Source organism: Priestia sp. TRM10, from assembly GCF_057808375.1.
In genome coordinates, this window is record NZ_JBJZOT010000009.1 from 44853 (window position 1) to 60908 (window position 16056).

The window sequence follows — 16056 nt, forward strand, 5'->3', positions numbered from 1 at the left end:
TTTACTAATAAGGTCAGCTTTTCTACTTTAAAATATTTTAAGCAAAATATTTTTCCATGATAATATACGATTGGCCTCCTTTTATAAACTCCTTACCCTTTTCATATAATCCAAACTTTTTATAAAAATCGATCTTATTCTTTCTTGCGTTACACCAAACTTTACATGCTCCCTCTTCTTTAGCTCTTTCTAGTGTATACCTTAACAACTTGCTTCCATATCCTTTTCCTTGCTCTTCTTGGGTTGTTGCAAACTTTCGAAACTGCGCTTGTTCCTCATCTACGAAAAGAGAAACTACAGAAATTAACTTTCCTCTTCTAAAAAGACCAAGGTGAATGCCAGATGAATCATTTTCTAATTTTATGTACTCTATGCTTTTATTCGGCCACATCACTTTATGCCTTATATCCCAAGCTTGTTCTTTCTCTATGTTAGCTATTGTCCACTCCATTTTCTCACTCTCCCAAACGAAAGATTGCGATTAATGTAACCTGAACTATCAATATCCCCCTCTTCTTAATAGGACAGTCCAGCCGTTTATTTATCTCCTTTAATTCCTGCTCCGCAAAGCGGAATTACAATACGCTCACTTTTTGCACCTTCATATTTGGAGTAACCCGCATAGTTTGCGGCTGTTGTAGGCTCCACGTAAAAACCTTTGTGAGCTAACTCGACGCGCGCTTTTTGAATTTCTTCTTCTGCTACTGTAATAAACCGACCATCTGTTGCACGAACAGCTTTTAAAATTTGCGAAGCTCGAGCAGGTGCTGCAATCGCTATTCCTTCTGCTACTGTTTCTTTAGTACCTTTTCTTTCTTGTTTTTCGTTATCACTAAAGGAATCTGCTAAAGGTGAACAGTTTTCAGCTTGAACAGCAATTAGTTTTGGCAATTTATGAATTAACTTACACTCTTGTAATTCTTTTAAACCATAATATGTGCCTAACAGTAACGTTCCATTGCCAACAGGAATAATAAGCGCATCTGGGAACTCTTGACTTTGTTCAAAAAGCTCATAGGCATAAGTTTTGGTGCCTTCATAAAAGAATGGATTGTAAACATGACTTCCATAAAACACCTTTTCAAGCTCAACAGCTTCTTGAGCCGCTGAAGCTACTTCTTCTCTTGTTCCTTGGATAGCTCTTACATTAGCTCCATGCGCTTTAATTTGAGCTATTTTCTTAGGAGATGTTGCTTCGCTTAGAAAAACATCACAAGGGATCCCTGCACGTCTCGCATAAGCAGCAATTGACGTTCCTGCATTCCCACTGCTGTCAGCAATCACCTTTGTAACGCCTAATTCTTTTGCTTTCGCCATTAAGACAGCTGCTCCTCGGTCTTTAAATGACAAAGTTGGCATCATGTAATCCACTTTCACAAAAGTATGGGGTACATTTTCGTCTAATCTAATAAGCGGCGTATAACCCTCTCCCATTGTAATCGTCTTCCATATCGAACACTCTTCACTAAATGGCATAGAAGAAACATATCGCCACATTGTACCCTGTCCTTTTTTCCATTCCTCTGGATTTATCTCCCCTTTCTCTTTCTTTAAATCTAACAAACCTCCACATTTACATTTCCAGATCATTTCGGTGATATTATACTTAGTTCCACATGAATGACACATATACTGCTCTTTCATTTCTAATCCCCTTCTATTTTAGTTTTCAAGAGAGTTTCTATCTCTATCTTAAGTTCGTCATGCCCTCTATTTATTAGCGCAATAGAATTTAAAATATGTGCTCACAAAACTATTAAGATTCTTCATTTAGTTATTCCGAGTTCTCCTCGCATTATAGAATTAGTCTAAAAATTGCTTTGAAATAATCTTTAGATAAACTCTATTCATAATAATTTATAAAAAATTATACAGCAGAAAGAAGTTATAATGGTTATACGTATAATTATATAAAAAATTATATAAAATTCAACTAATATAATATTTTATATATTTTTTTCTATAAATTATAGTATAATACAGAAAAGGTTATAAGAATGAACAAACCTATATCTAATAAGATGCCAATACAAGGTGGTTATTATAAAGTGAATGTTTCTAATCAAGAATTAAAAAAATATATTCCTATTGCAAACTTAATTGCTAAAACATTTGGGAAAGATTGTGAAGTTGTGATTCATGATTTAACGGTTCCTCAAAACTCCGTCATTTACGCAGTCAATAATCATGTAACAGGAAGAACTGTTGGACAGCCCTTTGATCACTTAGTAAAGGAAGTATTATTATCTCGCGAATTTCATGATGATTATGTAGCAGGTTACAAAACATATACCGAAGATGGGGAAGAAATAAAGTCATCTACGGCTTTGATACGAGGAACAGATGATAAAGTAGTTGGAGCTCTTTGTATTAATTACAGCATAAAAAATATGATCCATCTTCAAGCATTTCTGCAAGATTTCATAGGAACTGATCAAGAAGAGACAAAGGAAGCCACAATAGAGCCGGTAGAAAATGTGGTTGAAATTGCAGATGATTTAATTGACCGAATCATTTCAAATCATCATCAACAACAATTGAAAAGAAAAGATAAGATTAAGCTTATACAATTTATGGACGAAAAAGGGATCTTCCTTATTAAAGGATCTGTTGATAAAGTAGCAGATAAGCTTGGAATTTCAAAAGTAACGGTATATAGCTACTTAGATGAGATTAAAAAGAATGGCTTTAAATAACAGGAGAAACCTCTACAGGGGGTTCTCTTGTTATTTTACTCTATTTCCTCTACAAACCAAATTCCCCTTTCTTCTACCTCATAGTTTTTTATATTAATATAATTTCCTCTCCCCCTAAAATGCGTATTCTTTCTTTTTAATTCTTAAGTTAGGATAAAACTAGTAGAATAGAATGATATTGTAAAATATAATTATACAGTAAGTTAAAAGGACGTCTAACAAGGAAAGAAATAGCCCATAGTTTCAAAAAGACAATTAAACAATCGTCTTTTTAAAAATTTCTATCCTCACCCTGAAATCTGTCAACAGTCCGTTGCCCCACTCCCTCTATTCCTTTACACTTAAGAAAGTGTAAAAGCAAAATCATTCAAAAGGAGGAAATGAGAAACATGCAAGGAATTTTATTTGCCTTTTTAGGAGGAGCATGCATTACTCTTCAAGGCGTTATTAACACAAGAATTAGTGACACAGTCGGCACATGGCAAGCTGTTTCACTTACCCAATTTGTTGGGTTTCTGCTTGCCTTATGCATTTGGGTTGTAAAACGGGATGGACATATAGCTCAAATTAAAAAAGTAAAACCACTTTATCTTTTAGGAGGTGGCTTTGGTGCTCTTATTATATTTAGCGAAGTTACCGCTATTCAACATATTGGAGTAACATTTGCTATCTCTATTCTTTTAATCTCTCAACTTTGTACGGCTTTTTTAATTGATATAAAAGGTTGGTTTGGGCTTATAAAACAGAAGATGAAGCTTCCTCAATTTTTAGGCATTACGATTATGATTGTTGGTGTTCTTATTTTAAGTTATAAATAAGCAAGATACATATTCATCACCTTATGAAAGAAGGCATTCATATGATAATTGGTATTTTGCTCGCTGCACTTGCAGGAGCCGTTGTAAGCCTACAAACGGTTTTTAATAATAAAGTGAACGAAAAAACCGGTTCATGGACAACAACAACAACTGTACTTGGAATGGGATTTTTATGTTCCTTCATTGTAAGTTTGATTGTAGAAGGAAAAAATACGTTTGAGCTACAAAATTTACAAACATGGCAATGGTTTGGAGGAGTAATTGGAGTTGGAGTTGTTTTTTGTTTAGTACAAGGGATGAAACGACTTGGACCAACGTTTACAATCTCCATTGTTTTGACATCACAGCTCGGAACCGCTCTTTTATGGGATTCGCTAGGATGGCTAGGATTAGAAAAAATCCCCTTTACATTTAATAAGCTTTTAGGAGTTCTTGTTATTATTGCTGGCATCTTAGTATTTAAGTTCGGAAAAGGGAAAGAGGAAAAAAGCTAGCAATCACATTTAACCCTCTATACATACATGAAAAAGGCAGCCATAAGGCTGTCTTTTTAAATACTTTTCCTTTCTATCTTCCCTTTTCCTTTCCTTTGTCCTTTATGTACTGAAATCCATATAAAAGCAGAGAATCCATAAAGAAAATGAGAGCTAGCCCTCACTTTTTCAAGCGTACTAACGACACAATTCCTCGCTTTTTAAAAAAGTCCACTAATACAAACGTAAACAGAGAATCAACGAATAAATTCAGCAATAAAAACTGAACAAAGCGACCATATGTTAATTTGAAAATCCACATTGATCCTATTAAATAAGGTCCCCACATTAAAGGGAATTCACTAGATAATTTGGGGTGAAGTCTTTCTTCCCAGTGCCACCAATTCTTTCTTTTTGCTCTAAAATGAACGATTCTCACAACAAGAGAAATAAATAACGCTGCTGGCAGATACCTCTTAACAGCTCTTTTACCAAGCAATGGCAAGGAGAACCAAGGTAGAATTAGCATTAAAGATAACAATACCTTTGGAAATTTTAAGATACTCAAAATACCCCTACTATTTCCATCTTATGATAGCATTTCCATAAAAGAGAGAAATATGAAAGATTAAGGAATAGAATTAGGATACGAAAAACCCTCAGACAAGCAGAGGGCAGAAGTGAATTTATGGAATATAAAAGGGGCATTATAAAAACTAATGCTCTTTTTACATACGTATGAAAGAAGAAGAAAAGGTGTGCATACATACCCCATATGAAAAGTATATGATGATCTCATATACCTTTTTCCTCTCTTGTTATTAGGATGGCTGTAGTGGCTCAAGGCATGAAAAAATACATCCTTTTACTAAAAACACTGAATATATTATGTTCGTTTAAGATTTTTAGACACCGAAACATATCTTACATTCTAGTTAACACTTGAATTTTCTCTTTCTTCTCTGACAACCTTAACCATACTCCACCAATTAGTATTGCGCCTGTTAACAAAAGAAATGGAACGCCATACCCATGGAAAAAGTCGACGAACAATCCAAATATCATAGGAGAAAGCACAATTGCTAACTGGTTCAAAGTCAACGCAAAGCTAACTGTTAAACTAATAAAATGCGACGAGGCTTTCTCAGAAACTAAAACAATAAATAAACTGAACCAACCAATTCCTAAAAACCCAACAAAAAAGCAAAGTACGGTGTTTCCTGCTATTGATAGATGGCTTGGTAAAAAGATAAGAGCTAGTAGAAAAAAGACTGTAGCCAGTATTGTAAGCTGAAGCGGCTTGCTCCGATTCCCGTTAAAAACGGTATCACTTATAAAAGCAAGCACAATTCTTCCGATCATGCCTCCAATTAAACAGACACTAAGCAGAAGACCTGCTGTACCTAATCTAATATGAGAAGCTTGATGAAGATAACTCATAAGATGGGCAACAAGGATGATTTGAAACGAAATCATCGTTACGCCAATGAAAAAAACAGGATAAAGACTTTTGTTATTTCTAATTTGGTGAAGTTTTTCCATAAATCGTTCTTCTTTTCTATCCTTCCTTTCTATTTTCATATCTTTATAGAAAAGAAGAAAAACAATCCCCCCTATTATGGCAACAAAAGATTGCAGAAATAATGCGGAAGCTAAATGATACTGGTAAAAAACGATCGGTAAAAATGCGGAAGCTAAAGCTCCTCCAATCGGAATTCCCGTCTGTCTAATCCCCATCGCAAGGCCTCGCTGTTTTTTAGGAAACCATTTTATAATAACGCTGCTCCCCCCTGGTTGGGCCGTCCCGTACCATACCCCAACAAAAGTGAGTACTACAATAAGGAACGCATAATGATCAATAAAGGCGGCGAAAAAAATGTTCAAACCGAGGATAATTGCGCCTCCTCCCACAACCCATTTTTCACCAAACTTATCCATTAAATCTCCAAAAAACAACATTGAAAATATTGGACCAATATTAACGGTAGAAACGATTAAACCTGTTTGGAACTGTGAAAGAGCATATTCTTGTTGATAAAAGGTCGCGAGCGGTCCCATTCCATACGTAACAAATGTTGCCGCTGTTTGAGCAACAGTGGCAATAAGTAAAACAATCCATTTGTAGCTTGTTTTTTCTAAAAGGTGCTGATTCATGTAAGAAGGTGGTAATCCCGATTTGTTAGCCATTGTACCAAGCTCCTTTTAATTTCTAATGTGTTTAGAAAGAGACGTAAAAGTTTAGCTCCCTTTCCTTTTGAAACAGAGTTAAAATTAGTATAATATCTTATATCTATAAATGGTAGGGTTCTTAAGGAAGGAGTTTTTCATATTAAAACAATCGCTGATATCGCCAAGCTTGCTGGAGTAGCAAAAAGTACTGTGTCTCGCTACTTAAATGGCGGCTCGGTTAGTTTACAGACAAAAAAGAAAATCGAGCAAATTATTCAAGAACAAAATTATATTCCAAATACGTTTGCTCAAAGTTTAAAAGCTAAGAAAACAAATATAATCGGAGCTATTGTCCCTCGCTTAGATTCTTATGCAACTTCGCAAACCTTAACAGGAATGGACCAAGAACTGAGAGCTCAAAATTATCATTTGTTAATTTCTAATACAAATCAAGAACAACATCGGGAAATTGAGGCTATCTATGATTTTGCAAGGCAGAAAGTGTCAGGAATTATCTTGCTTGCTGCAGAAATAACAGAAGCTCACCTAACCGCTATCGAGAAGGTCGACATCCCCGTTATTTTAGTTGGTCAAAAACACAGTCAGTTACATAGTTTAATTCATGATGATTTTAAAGCTGGCTATATAATGGGGAAACATATTTTAGAAAGCGGCCATCAACAAATCGCTTATTTAGGCGTAACAGAGAAAGACGAAGCAGTTGGAATAAAAAGAAAACAGGGATTTCAAAAAGCCATTGCTAAACACAATTGTGAGGTTCAATATTATGAAACAAGCTTTAAAATTAAAGATGCGATAGAAGTAGCTTCAAACATTTTGGATGCCTCCCTCCCTTCTATTGCTGTATGTGCAACAGATAATATTGCACTTGGGGTCATGAAAGCTGCCCATGCGAGAGGCATCCGTATCCCAGAACAACTCTCTATTACAGGATTTGGTGGCTATGACACATCTGAAATTGTTCATCCTGCTCTAACAACTGTGCATTATGCTTACCTGCAAGCAGGTGAACTTTCTGCCCAACAAATTATTCAGCTCGTAGAAGATCAAAGCGTTAATATGTGTTCTACGCTAGATGTTACACTGATTGAAAGAGAAAGCGTTGACAAACTATAATACTATCTATTATGATAAACACAACGAAACCGGTTCCACTCCTTAAACTGAAGTTGGAATTGGTTTTTTCAAAAGTCTTTTTTGGAACCGGTTCCTAAAACCCCTATGATTTAAAACTCGATGATGAGGATGAAAATAATGGAAAAAATGACAAGAGAAGAGAAGTACAGGTATATTGAACAAGCTCTTCCTGAAGAGCTCGAGCGCTTAAAAGAAAAGGTGTCAAAAAGTCCATGGCGTCAAAAATATCATATTCAACCTCAAACTGGATTATTGAATGATCCAAATGGATTTTCTTATTACAATGGGGCTTATCACCTCTTTTATCAGTGGTTTCCCTTTGGTCCTGAGCATGGAATGAAGTATTGGTTTCATACGACCTCTAAGGATTTAGCTCACTGGGAAGAAGTTGGCATTGCTATTAAACCTGGTGGACCATATGATTCTCATGGAGCATATTCAGGTAGCGGAATTGTTAAAAATAACAAACTATATCTTATGTATACAGGCAACACGCGTGATCATTCTTGGGTGAGGCATCCTTTTCAGTGCTTGGCAGAGATGGACAAAAACGGTTTAATTACAAAGTTTGATAAACCCGTTATTTTCGAAACCCCGCCTGGATATACAGATCATTTTAGAGATCCGAAAGTATGGAAATCAGATGAAGAATATTTCTGTGTTATTGGAGCACAGCGAGATAATAAAACAGGCTGCATCGTTCTTTACCAATCAAAAGACCTCCTTCAGTGGAACTTTAGAGGTGAGATTCTTACAGACCTTAATGAATTCGGTTATATGTGGGAATGCCCAGATTACTTTGAAATGGATGATCATGGTGTCCTCCTCTTTTCTCCTCAAGGGATTGAACAAGAAAACGAGAGATACAATAACATTTACCAATCAGGTTATCTTATTGGAAAACCTTTAAATATGGAGTCGCGAGCCTTTGAACATCAACCATTTCAAGAGTTAGATAAAGGATTTGATTTTTATGCCCAACAAACAACCGAAACTCCTGATGGTCGTCGAATTTTAGTTGGATGGATGGGTCTTCCTGATTTAGAATATCCAACAGACAAAGAAGGATGGGCACACTGTTTAACACTTCCAAGACAAATTAATATAAAAGATGACAAGTTAATTCAACGCCCTGTTTCAGAGCTAGCTCTTCTCCGTAAAAAGGAGAAAAATATAAATATTAGTGTTGATAATGAAACAAAACAATTAGAGGATTTTTACGGTACAGCTTATGAGCTTATCTGTGATATTGAAGACATAAAAGCAGATCGAGTTGGAATTGAATTCCGAGCAAGCAATACCGAAAAAACAGTACTAGCGTACGATTCTGTGAGTAATAAAATAATTCTAGACCGCTCTTTATCTGGGCAACCTTTGGGGAAGAAAAACGGATCTATACGTCGCTGCTCTTTCGATGCGCAAACATTTAAGATTCACATGTTTGTAGACGTCTCCTCTGTTGAGATTTTTATAAATGACGGCGAAGAAGTCTTTACAAGCCGGATTTTCCCTAGTCAAAACAGTAAAGCTATTCGTTTCTTTGCTCAAAAAGGAACCGCTAAGTTTAAAGCAGTTAAATGGGACTATTAAGAAATAACGATTTTTAAAACGTAGAAGGTGAACAGATGGGAACATTATTTGCAATTGGTGAAGTATTAATAGATTTTATTCCTTTAGACAAAGGAATGGCTTTAAAAGATGTTAAATCATTTGAACGAGCTGCAGGAGGTGCCCCAGCAAATGTGGCAGCTGCAGCTGCTACATTAGGGGCAAACGCCTCGGTCATTACAAAACTAGGTAACGATGCATTTGGAGACTTCCTAATCGATCAATTATTAAGTGTTGGTGTACAAACAAACCTTATCAAAAGAACAAATGAAGCTAACACAGGCTTAGCTTTCGTTTCATTACAAGCTGATGGAGAGCGTGATTTTTCTTTTTATCGAAATCCTTCTTCTGATTTGCTTTTAACTGAAGAAGAAATTGACTCAAATTTATTTACAAGCCAAGATATTTTACATTTTGGATCTGTGGACTTAATCGAGTCACCGATGAAACACGCTCATGTGCGAGCAATTAATGAAATGAAGAAAAAAGGTGGACTCATTAGTTTTGACCCTAACGTTCGCCTTCCTTTATGGCATGATCACGAGGAATATCGTCGTACCATTCAATCTTTTATTCCACAATCAAATCTCTTAAAAATATCAGAAGATGAATTAGAGTTTATAACTGGAATTTCAGATAAAAAGAAAGCAATTTCCTCTCTTTTTATAGGAGATGTACAAGCTATTCTGTATACAAAAGGAAAACAAGGTGCACAACTGTTTTTAAAAGATAGAAGTTTTGACTCACACGGTTATCAAGTTGACGTACAAGATACAACAGGTGCAGGAGATGCTTTTATGGGAGCTTTCCTATATCAGCTACTTCAATATGGTGTACAAAAGGAAAAATTACATTCTATTCTACTAGAACATAATGAAACATTGCTGCAATTTGCTAATGCAAGTGGAGCTCTAACAACAACTCGAAAAGGAGCTTTTCCAGCTCTTCCAACTCTTATAGATGTACAACAATGTATGAGGAAAGGAATGAACATCAATGTCTGAAAATCAAAGAATTGCAAAAGAAGTATTAGAAGCGATTGGTGGAAAAGAAAATATTGCCTCTTTTGCTCATTGTGCTACTCGCCTTCGAATTATGGTTCATGACAAGGAAAAAATTGATCAAGACAAAGTTGAAAATATTGATAAAGTAAAAGGAGCTTTCTTCAATTCAGGTCAATTTCAAGTCATTTTTGGAACCGGTACTGTTAATCGTATTTTTGAAGAAGTCGAAAAACTAGGAATTGAAAGTTCCTCAAAAGAAGATGTGAAAAAAGAAGGTAAAAAACAAGGAAATGCTTTTCAGCGGAGCATTCGAACATTTGGAGATGTTTTCGTTCCTATTATCCCTGTATTAGTTGCTACAGGATTGTTTATGGGACTACGAGGATTGCTTACTCAAGACGAAATCCTCTCATGGTTTGGGGCAACACCTAAAGATATTCCGCCAAACTTCCTTCTATATACGCAAGTCTTAACAGATACAGCCTTTGCCTTTTTACCTGCTCTTGTTGCATGGTCTGCGTTCCGCGTTTTTGGAGGTAGCCCTATACTTGGAATTGTTCTCGGACTGATGTTAGTAAACCCTGCTCTACCAAATGCTTATGCTGTTGCAGAAGGTACTGAGAAAGCGTTAACAATGTTCGGATTTATTCCAGTTGTCGGCTATCAAGGCTCTGTTTTGCCTGCTTTCTTTATCGGTTTAATTGGAGCAAAATTTGAAAAATCATTAAGAAAGCGCATACCTGAAGCATTAGATCTTATTTTAACTCCTTTTATTACACTAGCCGTTATGATTACATTAGGACTTTTTGCGATTGGTCCTATCTTCCATTCACTAGAAGAATGGGTGTTAACAGGCACAACAGCTGTGTTGAACTTGCCATACGGTATTGCAGGACTTGTAATTGGTTTCTTTCATCAGATTATCGTTGTGACAGGTGTTCATCATATTTTTAATTTCTTAGAAATCCAACTTCTCGAGAAGTATGGAAACAATCCGTTTAATGCAGTTATTACGGCTGCAATGGCTGCCCAAGGTGCTGCTTGTTTAGCAGTCGGACTAAAAACAAAAAATAAAAAGCTAAAAGCACTAGCCCTCCCTTCTTCGTTCTCAGCCTTTTTAGGAATTACAGAACCAGCTATTTTCGGAGTTAACTTACGCTTTATGAAGCCTTTTATTATAGGGTTAATTGGTGGTGCTGTTGGAGGATTCCTTGCTTCTTTCTTCGACTTAGCTGGAACAGGTATGGCCGTAACCGTAATTCCTGGTACGCTCTTATACTTGAATGATCAACTTTTTCTTTATATTTTAACAAACGTTGTAGCAATGGCCGTAGCATTCACTCTCACATGGTTATTCGGATATAAAGATGCACCTCAAGAAAGCTCTCTAAACAAACAGATGAAAGCAGAGGAAAAAATCAATAAAATAAACAACTCGCTAACATCACTAGAAATCCCTTCTCCAATTAAAGGAGAAGTTATTAAACTAGAAGAGGTTCCAGACCCTGTTTTTGCTCAAAAACAAATGGGAGAAGGAATGGCTATTCAACCATCAGAAGGAAAAGTCTATGCTCCATTTGACGGTTCAGTAGGTCTTGTAGCTGAAACCAAACATGCTATTTTCCTAGAACATGAAAGCGGTACCCAACTATTAATTCATATAGGAATTGATACAGTGAACTTAAAAGGCAAAGGATTTACGTCCTATATCAAAACAGGAGATACGGTAAAAGCTGGTCAACTGATTATGGAATTTGATTTAGACGTAATTAAACAAGCAGGTCTTTCATCCATTACACCTGTTATTATCCCTTCTGGACTTCCGTCAGTCAAAGAAGTATTACCAAAAAGAAAACCTAGTAAAGAAACAGTACTCGCTGTTCAACTTGGTTAGCCTCTTCAAACAAAAAGAGTAGATATTGTCATCTACTCTTTTTGTTATAAAAATATTTAAAATACTTGTTGGAGTTTAAAAACTAGAAAGAAAAACAAAAACAATTTTTTGAATAATAGTAAGAACAACAAATCCTAGTATGAAAGATGATAGTCCTCCCCATACGATAATATTAAGGTCTTTCAATACATCCATATTGTAAACCCCCATATCATTTTTACTTACTATTCTTCTCATAGAGTTTTTAAGAGTCACTCTACATCATAAGGCTAATAAGCATAAAGAAGATGAATCTATTAGGCACCTATGCAATACTATAAACTTATCATGATTTAGCCTTACTCTTATTATATTTTGCAAATCGCCCCTAAATTCCTGCTCATTCTACATCATATTCTAAATTATGCTATCCTGTTCTTTGATTTTTAGGGAACGTAATTTCAAATTTTGTTCCTGCTCCTAGTTTGCTTGTTACCTTCACTTTCCCATAGTGTTTATCGATGATCCAACGAGCAATAGAAAGACCAAGTCCTGCTCCGCCTTCATCTGATCGTGCTTTATCCACTTGATAAAATCGGTTAAAAATTTTTGGGATTTCTTCTTCCCGTAAGCCGATTCCATTGTCTTTTACTTCTATATTGATAGAAGAAGGTGTTTCACGGCAAGACACTTCAATGCATCCATCAATATTTGTGAATTTCAATGCATTGTCTAATAAAATAATCATTAGTTGATGAATTCGTTCTTTATCTCCTTTAAAATGAAGAGAGTCCTCTACCCTCATCGTAATAGATTTGCCTTGATAGGATACAATTTCTTCATAATATTCATGAAGCTCTTCTAGCAAAATGCTTAATGAAAAGGTCTCTTTCTCCATTTCTAAACTTCCAGAATCAGACCGTGCAAGCATTAGTAAGTTGCCAACAAGTTTAGACAAGCGCCGGCTTTCCTTTGAAATTAGCGAGATATCCACTGCTTTTTCTTGAATGGTGGCAGACGGAGATTTCCAAAGTAAATCTGTACGTGATTGAATAACGGCAAGCGGTGTTCTTAATTCATGAGAAGCATCTGAAACAAAGTCTTGCTGTTTTTGCCAAGCCGCTTTAATGGGAACAAGCGCTCGTCCTGCTAGTAAAAATCCTGCTCCAACTGCACAGATACTGCCAATAATCCCTCCTACAAGGAGAAGAAGGAAAAGAGTATGAAGCATTTCTTGCTCAGACGTTACATTTCGGACAAATTGAACAGTTACGGTCTCTTTGCCCATTTCCGCTTGAACAGAAAGAGCGCGAAATGAGAACTCCTCTGCCTCAATTTCTTGAAACTCGCCTATTTTTGTAGGAGTGAACTCTTTTTCATTTTCTGCAAAAATAGGTGATAGTCTATCTAACTGATTAATGATTTCATTTTCATCATTCCAAATGAGAACAATCATACGAGGGTCCTTTTCAATTCGAGGAGTCTCTTCTTCTCTTACGTCTGTGAAGCGCTGAGCAGAATGTTGCAAGTCATTATTAACATCCCGATTTAATCGAGAATCAGCATAAGAGTAAATAATAATTGCCAGAATCCCCATCAAAATAATAAAGACGAGAGAGTTTACAATCGTAAGTTTAAGCCTAGTTTTGTGAAACATAAATCCACCCCTATTATTCCTTCAACATATAACCAATGCCCCGTACAGTTTGTAAGTCCTTATGATATCCAAAAGGTTCCATTTTCTTTCTAAGATGATGAACAAACACTTCAACAATAGCAATTGTTGTATCAGAGTCAAAGCCCCATACACGATCATAAAGTTGCTCTTTTGTTAGAATAGCTCCTTTATTTTGGATAATGTATTCAAGCATCTCGTATTGTTTAAATGTTAATCTAACAGGAGTTTCATCTATCATTACTTCCTTTTCTTTGCCAAACAATTCTATCCCTTTATAACGGATTGTTTGGCTTCTCGTTAAACTTCCGCTTCGACGCAAAAGAGCACGAATTCGAGCTTGCAGCTCAGGAGCTTGAAATGGCTTAACAAGGTAATCATCGCCCCCAAAATCAAGTCCTTTCACACGGTCTTCTAAAGAATCTTTCGCTGTTAGAAATAAAACAGGTGTCCGAATATCTGCTTCTCTTATATGTTGAATCACTTCAAATCCGTCCATTTCAGGCAGCATAACGTCTAAAACAATCAAATCATATATATTTTGAAGAGCAAGAAACAATCCATCTTCTCCATTCTCTGCTCCATCAACTTCAAATTCATTTGATAAAATACTTTTAATCGACTCAAGAAGTGATCGATTATCTTCTACAACAAGTATGCGCACTACAGTTCTCTCCTTTACTATTTATCATCATACCAAAACAAAGCGGTCGCAGTATATACGATCGCTTTGTTTTTCATTCATATCGCAGAGCTTGAATCGGATCTAGTTTTGAGGCTTTGTTCGCTGGAAAGACCCCAAAAACAATTCCAATAAAGAGGGAGAAACCAAAAGACATAAGAATAATGGGAATAGAATAAGAGACAGCTGTTCCTGTCGCAACTGTGAAAGCTTCTGCACTTACTAATCCCAATCCAACACCAATCAATCCTCCAAAAGAACTTAAAATTATCGCTTCAATTAAAAATTGAAGTAGAATATTTCCTCTTTTAGCTCCAATTGCTTTTCGAATTCCAATCTCTTTTGTTCGTTCAGAAACAGATACAAGCATAATATTCATAATTCCGATTCCACCGACAATAAGAGAAATAGCAGCACTTCCTCCAAGTAGAAGAGTTAAAGTATTATCAACAGAGTCTGCTGTTTCCATTAAATCTTCCTGACTTGATACATTATAGCTGTCTTCATCTCCAATGATGTCCCTCATTGTTTGTTCAAGTCTGTTCGTAATAAAGTTTATATTTTCTTCATCACGCACTTTCACATATACAGACTCAATGCTTGTTGTTGAAGCTAAACGCTGCCCTGTGCTTAATGGAACGATAACCGTACTGTCTCCACTTGTTCCTAATGAGCTACCAACAGATTGAAGAACTCCAATCACTTTATACGATGAACCATTAATCCCTATAGATTGTCCAACTGCATTTCCTAATCCAAAGAGCGTCTGTGCTGTGTCTGATCCAAGAACAGCTACTTTGGAATGATTATCTTGATCAAGGGCTGCAATAAAGCGACCAGATTGAAGCTCTAAATCTCGAACATCTAGATAAGAAGATGTTGTCCCTGTCATGGACACTTGGGTATTTGTTTCTCCGTTCTTCGCTGTTACACGTCCTGAAACAGTCGGAGCTGTAGCATCTATTCCGTTTACTGCTTCGAGCTCTTTTGCATCACCTTCTTTAAAAGTTACATCTGATCCTGTAATACTTACAGTCAAAACATCTTTACCTAAACTGCCAATTTGGCTTTGTACTTCTTGAGTTGAACCTTGACCAATGGCGACCATTACAATCACAGACGAAACACCAATAATAATACCTAACATTGTTAAAAACGCCCTTACTTTGTTCCCTTTAATGCTTTTCCATGCCATGGAGATGGAGTTCACGTTTATCCCCCCTTTCTTCATAAAGCTCGCCATCATAAATATGTACAATCCTGCTTGCTTTTTTGGCTACTTCTAAATCATGGGTGATTAAGATAATGGTGTGTCCTTGCTCGTGTAAATCCTTCACAATTTTTAAAATATCTCCACTTGTTTTATGATCTAACGCTCCTGTTGGCTCATCAGCTAAAAGGAGCGGAGGATCTCCAGCAAGGGCTCGGGCAATAGCAACACGCTGTTGCTGACCGCCTGAAAGCTGAGAAGGAAGATGGTTCCATCTATCTCCAAGACCTACCTTTTTTAAAGCTTGCAAAGCTTTTTCTCTTCTTTCTGCAACTTTTACTCCACGATACACAAGAGGAAGCTCAACATTTTCGATAGCTGTTAATTTTGATAAAAGATTAAAGTTTTGAAAAATAAATCCAATCTTCTCATTGCGAATAGAAGCTAACTGGGAACTCTTCATTTTTCCAACATTTTCACCGTCCAATAAATACTCCCCAGCATCTGGACGATCAAGGCAGCCAATCATGTTCATAAATGTGGATTTTCCTGAACCCGATGAGCCAATAATCGAAACAAAATCCCCCTTTTCAACGGTAAGCGAAATTTCTTTTAGGGCTGTAACGGTTTCGTCTCCAAGCTTATACGTCTTCTTCATTAAACGAACATCAATAAGAGTCTCTGTCATCT

The 16056-nt window shown here is 36.3% G+C and carries 15 protein-coding genes; 7 read left to right on the forward strand and 8 right to left on the reverse strand.

The annotated features are described in order from the left end of the window. Window positions 1-37: 37 nt before the first annotated feature. Both ACK3CR_RS07165 and ACK3CR_RS07170 read right to left on the reverse strand, forming a co-directional pair. A complete protein-coding gene (locus tag ACK3CR_RS07165; protein ID WP_328124112.1) occupies window positions 38-451 on the reverse strand; it encodes a GNAT family N-acetyltransferase in 414 nt (137 codons plus the stop codon). Window positions 452-537: 86 nt separating this feature from the next. Next, the gene (locus ACK3CR_RS07170; protein ID WP_488975164.1) at window positions 538-1644 is read right to left on the reverse strand and encodes a threonine synthase; all 1107 of its coding nucleotides are present in this window, start codon (window positions 1642-1644) and stop codon (window positions 538-540) included. A 404-nt stretch (window positions 1645-2048) separates the two neighbouring features. Between ACK3CR_RS07170 and ACK3CR_RS07175 the strand changes: the two genes are divergently transcribed. The 3 genes from ACK3CR_RS07175 (at window position 2049) to ACK3CR_RS07185 (ending at window position 4008) form a co-directional block, all read left to right on the forward strand. After that, on the forward strand, window positions 2049-2696 hold the full coding sequence (locus ACK3CR_RS07175; protein WP_243519964.1) for a helix-turn-helix transcriptional regulator: 648 nt from the start codon (window positions 2049-2051) through the stop codon (window positions 2694-2696). A gap of 389 nt (window positions 2697-3085) precedes the next feature. Beyond that, window positions 3086-3514: a DMT family transporter gene (locus ACK3CR_RS07180; protein WP_328124386.1), complete on the forward strand. Its 429-nt coding sequence runs from the start codon at window positions 3086-3088 to the stop codon at window positions 3512-3514. A gap of 41 nt (window positions 3515-3555) precedes the next feature. Beyond that, window positions 3556-4008: a DMT family transporter gene (locus ACK3CR_RS07185; protein WP_243519959.1), complete on the forward strand. Its 453-nt coding sequence runs from the start codon at window positions 3556-3558 to the stop codon at window positions 4006-4008. 160 nt (window positions 4009-4168) lie between these two features. On the opposite strand, the gene ACK3CR_RS07190 is transcribed toward ACK3CR_RS07185, so the two are convergent. Both ACK3CR_RS07190 and ACK3CR_RS07195 read right to left on the reverse strand, forming a co-directional pair. Beyond that, window positions 4169-4555, reverse strand: a complete 387-nt coding sequence (locus tag ACK3CR_RS07190; RefSeq protein WP_243519957.1) for a hypothetical protein — start codon at window positions 4553-4555, stop codon at window positions 4169-4171. Window positions 4556-4911: 356 nt separating this feature from the next. Beyond that, window positions 4912-6174 (reverse strand): MFS transporter, encoded by a 1263-nt coding sequence (locus ACK3CR_RS07195; RefSeq protein WP_488975165.1) that lies wholly within the window; start codon window positions 6172-6174, stop codon window positions 4912-4914. A 192-nt stretch (window positions 6175-6366) separates the two neighbouring features. Here ACK3CR_RS07195 and ACK3CR_RS07200 point away from each other — a divergent pair, with 192 nt between their 5' ends. From ACK3CR_RS07200 to ACK3CR_RS07215, 4 genes are all read left to right on the forward strand, one after another. After that, window positions 6367-7293, forward strand: coding sequence for a LacI family DNA-binding transcriptional regulator (locus ACK3CR_RS07200; RefSeq protein ID WP_488975166.1), 927 nt, complete (start codon window positions 6367-6369; stop codon window positions 7291-7293). Window positions 7294-7431: 138 nt separating this feature from the next. After that, a complete protein-coding gene (locus ACK3CR_RS07205) occupies window positions 7432-8904 on the forward strand; it encodes a glycoside hydrolase family 32 protein (RefSeq protein ID WP_243519951.1) in 1473 nt (490 codons plus the stop codon). Between the two features lie 35 nt (window positions 8905-8939). Next, window positions 8940-9926, forward strand: coding sequence for a carbohydrate kinase family protein (locus tag ACK3CR_RS07210; RefSeq protein ID WP_488975167.1), 987 nt, complete (start codon window positions 8940-8942; stop codon window positions 9924-9926). Then, window positions 9919-11820: a sucrose-specific PTS transporter subunit IIBC gene (locus ACK3CR_RS07215; protein ID WP_488975168.1), complete on the forward strand. Its 1902-nt coding sequence runs from the start codon at window positions 9919-9921 to the stop codon at window positions 11818-11820. Before ACK3CR_RS07210 ends, ACK3CR_RS07215 begins: the two co-directional genes overlap by 8 nt. 406 nt (window positions 11821-12226) lie before the next feature. Here ACK3CR_RS07215 and ACK3CR_RS07220 read toward each other — a convergent pair whose 3' ends face one another. The 4 genes from ACK3CR_RS07220 to ACK3CR_RS07235 all read right to left on the reverse strand — a co-directional run bounded on the left by ACK3CR_RS07220 (window position 12227) and on the right by ACK3CR_RS07235 (window position 16054). Then, window positions 12227-13456, reverse strand: coding sequence for a sensor histidine kinase (locus ACK3CR_RS07220; protein WP_243519946.1), 1230 nt, complete (start codon window positions 13454-13456; stop codon window positions 12227-12229). A gap of 13 nt (window positions 13457-13469) precedes the next feature. Then, on the reverse strand, window positions 13470-14138 hold the full coding sequence (locus tag ACK3CR_RS07225) for a response regulator transcription factor (RefSeq protein WP_019393634.1): 669 nt from the start codon (window positions 14136-14138) through the stop codon (window positions 13470-13472). A 73-nt stretch (window positions 14139-14211) separates the two neighbouring features. Further along, a complete protein-coding gene (locus ACK3CR_RS07230) occupies window positions 14212-15351 on the reverse strand; it encodes an ABC transporter permease (RefSeq protein ID WP_488975211.1) in 1140 nt (379 codons plus the stop codon). After that, a complete protein-coding gene (locus tag ACK3CR_RS07235) occupies window positions 15332-16054 on the reverse strand; it encodes an ABC transporter ATP-binding protein (protein ID WP_243519944.1) in 723 nt (240 codons plus the stop codon). The genes ACK3CR_RS07230 and ACK3CR_RS07235 overlap by 20 nt, the downstream gene beginning before the upstream one ends. Between the last annotated feature and the right edge of the window lie 2 nt (window positions 16055-16056).